Source organism: Desulfobacter sp. (genome assembly GCF_050177295.1).
Map to the genome: position 1 here is coordinate 6216 of NZ_JBFXHE010000138.1, position 3851 is coordinate 10066.

The window sequence follows — 3851 nt, forward strand, 5'->3', positions numbered from 1 at the left end:
CAGAAGGCACAGACACCGTTTTCGTCAAATTCAAGGCCGGGGATAAGGTAATTATCGTTGATGCAGCGGGCACACTGCCTGCGATTCTCCGGGGTTGCGGGTTGCCGGAGATCACAGGCGTCAACGATAACGCCTTCTTCCACCAGACAGATGAATCCAGGATGGGCAGTCAGGGTATCGGGCAGGTCTGCAAGGGCACGGCTTCCATCCAGGGCAGCGACGGCTCCGGCGATCTGAGAATCAATGTTCAGAACAGACTGGGTGTTCCGGGGGGGATTGCGCAGTCCATAGTAGACCAGAACGAATTTGTCTTTTTCATTGTCTTCGCGCAATTGCCAGCGGTATTGAAGCGCCGGATGAGCAGGCAGTGTCATTATATCTCCTGTGATTTACAAAAAATAATTATTACCTGGGACCCCAAAATATTTTTTCCGAATTTAACCCTTTTTCAATGCAACTTCAAGAAACAAAACAACCGGTTTAATCAGCCGGGAAACATGTTGTCTTCAATGTCCACAGCCACGGCGCTTGTGCCAAGCAGTGCCGCAAACCGGCCCATGGTGACGGGCAGTACGGTTTGGGCATAGAACTCAAGACTTTTGATAACGCCCTGGTAAAAGGGGATGTCTTTCTTTTTGGCCTTTTCAAGTTTTGTGGCGGCGGTCACAGCGCGCCACAGCAGCAACCACGCAAAAATGGTGTCTCCGGTGGCATCCTGGAATGGATGGGCATTGGCAAAGGCGGCAAGCACTTTGGGACCCATGGCCATGGTGCCCATGTGAATGGCTACTTCACCTAATTTGTTCACCACCTCTTCAACCCTGGTCGCTGTTTTTTCAAGCACCGGAATATCCTTGGCCCGGGCAATTGTGTTCTGCATTTCACCGAACAGGTCCATGACGGGTTTACCCTTGTTCATGCCAAGTTTCCGGCCGAGAAGGTCCATGGCCTGGATGCCGTTGGTCCCTTCGTAGATCAGGGTGATTCTGACGTCACGCAGCAACTGGGCCATGGGATACTCTTCGATGAATCCGTAACCGCCGTAAACCTGCATCCCCTGGGAGCAGACCTCAAAGGCCCGGTCTGTGACATACCCCTTGGCAATGGGGGTGAGTACTTCAATAAACCCCTGGTACTTGGCCTTTTCTTCACCGGTTGCCGCATGTCTGGACATGTCAATACAGTAATGGACAAAGTAGATCAAGGCACGCATGGCTTCCACATTGGATTTCATCACCATGAGCTGGCGCCGCACATCCGGGTGGCGGAAGATGGCAACGGACTGGGCATCCGGGTTCATGATCTCCATCAGATCCCGGCCCTGGATACGGTTTCTGGCATAATCCAGGGCATACATATAGGCGGTTGTGGCACAGGCAAAGCCCTGGACCCCAACGAGCAGCCGGGCTGCATTCATCATCAGGAACATGGCTTTCATGCCCTTGTTTTCTTCGCCTAAAAGGGTGCCCACGCAGTTGCCTTTGGCGCCCAGGGACAAGGAGCAGGTGGAGTTGCCGTGGATGCCCATTTTATGCTCAATGCCGGTGCAGACGACATCGTTGAATTCGCCCAGAGAGCCGTCCTGGTTAACCCGGAATTTGGGAACCAGGAACAGGGAAACGCCTTTGGTACCGGCAGGGGCGCCTTCAATGCGGGCTAGCACAGGATGGATGATATTTTCCGCCAGATCATGTTCGCCGCCGGAGATAAAAATCTTTTCACCCACAATGTTGTAAGTACCGTCGCTGTTGGGGATGGCTTTGGTGGTCAGTGCACCGACATCGGATCCGGCCCCCGGTTCTGTGAGCAGCATGGTGCCGGTCCATCTGCCGGTGTACATGTTTTTAAGATAGGTGTTTTTCTGTTCCCGGGTGCCAAAATGCTCAACAAGATGGCCTGCACCCTGGGTGAGGCTGCAGTACATCATGAACGGGTAGTTGGCGCCGTTGAAATATTCAGCAGTTGCCGCGGCAACGGTGAATGGCATGCCCTGGCCGCCCCATTGGGGATCTTCGGTGGGGGCGAGCCATTCACCTTCATTGAACAGATCAAATACGCGCTTGAAAGACGGCGGCGTGGAGACCTTGCCGTTTTCAAGTGTGCAGCCGGTCTCATCCCCTTCTTTGCTTATGGGCAGAAGCTCCTTGATTGCCAGATTTTTTGCCTCTTTAATAACCATATCAATGGTTTTTTGGTTAAAGTCAGCATAATTGTCGTTCAGTTCTGCCAGGGTATGGGCCTGGAGCATCTCGTGAACAACAAAATCAATGTCCCGCTGGTCGGAAATTACCTGTGCCATGTGTCCTCCTCACTATGAATTTGTTAATGAACAAATCTTCATTATAATATTGCAGTTATATTTTGAATTCGTGTTATTGTCCGCATATTAATTATTTATTAATATAATTAGATTACAACAAGTTATCAAAAAACTTTTTTTTTTATCTTATTTTGGGCTTGCGGCGGACCTAAAATGAATTATCATTCATCGCATTAATTTTGTATTTTAGTCAAGAAATTTTTACAAACCAAGGCAATGCTGATATAAGATTTTTCCATGGAACAGATACTGATTTCAGCCTGTCTTCTGGGACAGCCGGTGCGCTATGACGGCAGATCCTGTCCCTTTGAATGCCCACGCATAAACCTGTGGCAGGCCAAAGGGCTGCTGGTTCCGGTCTGTCCGGAAATGGACGGCGGCCTTCCTGTGCCCCGTCCACCGGCAGAAATCACCCCCGGGGGCGGCCCGGGGGTCTGGGCGGGAACAGCCCGGGTGAAGACCCGGGAGATTGATGTTACGGATTTTTTTATCAAAGGGGCCCAGGCAGCTTTGGACAAAGCGGTTGCCCGTGGTATCAAAACAGCCCTGTTGAAACAGAAAAGCCCGTCCTGCGGAAGTTGCCGGATCTATGACGGCAGTTTCAGCCGGTCTCTTGTAGACGGCATGGGTGTGACAACCGCACTTTTAAGGCAGAACGGGATTATGGTGTTTGGCGAGGATCAGGTAGACCAATTGCCGTTTTTCAAAAAAGGATAAAAATGCAGGCACATTATTTTCAGCATGTCCCCTTTGAGGGTTTGGGCTCCATTGAGCCATGGCTTAGAAATGCCGGTTACACAATATCATGCACCCGGTTTTATAATTTTGAAAATCTGCCCCCAATAGAGGACATTGACTTACTCGTTGTCATGGGTGGTCCCATGAGCGTCAACGATGAATCAGAACATCCCTGGCTGGTAGGGGAAAAAGAGTTCATCAAAAGCGCGGTTACAGCCGGCAAACCCGTTCTTGGTATTTGTCTGGGGGCCCAGCTCATTGCGGCTGCCATGGGAGGCAAAGTTTTCCCCAACCCGGTCAAGGAAATCGGTTGGTTTCCAGTGAAAGCGGTTAAATCTGAAAACGCTTTGTCTTTTCAGTTCCCCAAACAAACGGAAGTGTTTCATTGGCATGGAGAAACCTTTAGCCTACCCGAAGGTGCTGTCCGGATTGCAGAGAGTAAGGGGTGTGAAAACCAAGCCTTTCAAATCGGCAGCAAGGTTATCGGATTGCAATTTCACCTGGAAACCACACCATCTTCTGCCAAAGCAATTGTCGAAAACTGCCAAGATGAATTGGTTGAAGGTGAATACATACAGACCCGGGAAGAAATCTTGTCTGTGCCTGTGGAACGCTATTCTTCAATAAACGGTTTAATGGGGAAGGTTCTTGAATACTTTATAAAGCGGTAAGACGTTTCTGAATTCACTGCGCCATAATAGGGGTGCAGCCCAGACAGGATCCTTGTAAAAAATCTGCTCTGCAATGGGAATACTTAAAATTCCATTGCCGGCCATCTGTGCCGCAGGTGTTT

At 50.2% G+C, this 3851-nt stretch carries 4 protein-coding genes; 2 read left to right on the forward strand and 2 right to left on the reverse strand.

Going from position 1 to position 3851, the window contains the following annotated elements; genetic code table 11:
- Window positions 1-374 (reverse strand): hypothetical protein (locus AB7U36_RS11270; protein WP_428159872.1); only part of this gene is annotated, 374 nt, incomplete at its 3' end.
- Window positions 375-484: 110 nt separating this feature from the next.
- Window positions 485-2299 carry an acyl-CoA dehydrogenase gene (locus AB7U36_RS11275; protein ID WP_428159873.1) on the reverse strand — a complete coding sequence of 605 codons (1815 nt, stop codon included), beginning with the start codon at window positions 2297-2299 and terminating at the stop codon, window positions 485-487.
- Between the two features lie 258 nt (window positions 2300-2557).
- On the opposite strand from AB7U36_RS11275, the gene AB7U36_RS11280 reads away from it, so the two are divergent.
- Complete coding sequence (locus AB7U36_RS11280) at window positions 2558-3037, forward strand: DUF523 domain-containing protein (RefSeq protein ID WP_428159874.1); 480 nt, start codon at window positions 2558-2560, stop codon at window positions 3035-3037.
- Window positions 3038-3039: 2 nt separating this feature from the next.
- Complete coding sequence (locus AB7U36_RS11285; RefSeq protein WP_428159875.1) at window positions 3040-3729, forward strand: type 1 glutamine amidotransferase; 690 nt, start codon at window positions 3040-3042, stop codon at window positions 3727-3729.
- Window positions 3730-3851: the final 122 nt, after the last annotated feature.

Bases quoted from the DNA above. Each gene is read 5' to 3' on its own strand.
- AB7U36_RS11275 (WP_428159873.1), bottom strand. From the start codon at position 2,299: ATGGCACAGGTAATTTCCGACCAGCGGGACATTGATTTTGTTGTTCAC.
- AB7U36_RS11280 (WP_428159874.1), top strand. From the start codon at position 2,558: ATGGAACAGATACTGATTTCAGCCTGTCTTCTGGGACAGCCGGTGCGC.
- AB7U36_RS11285 (WP_428159875.1), top strand. From the start codon at position 3,040: ATGCAGGCACATTATTTTCAGCATGTCCCCTTTGAGGGTTTGGGCTCC.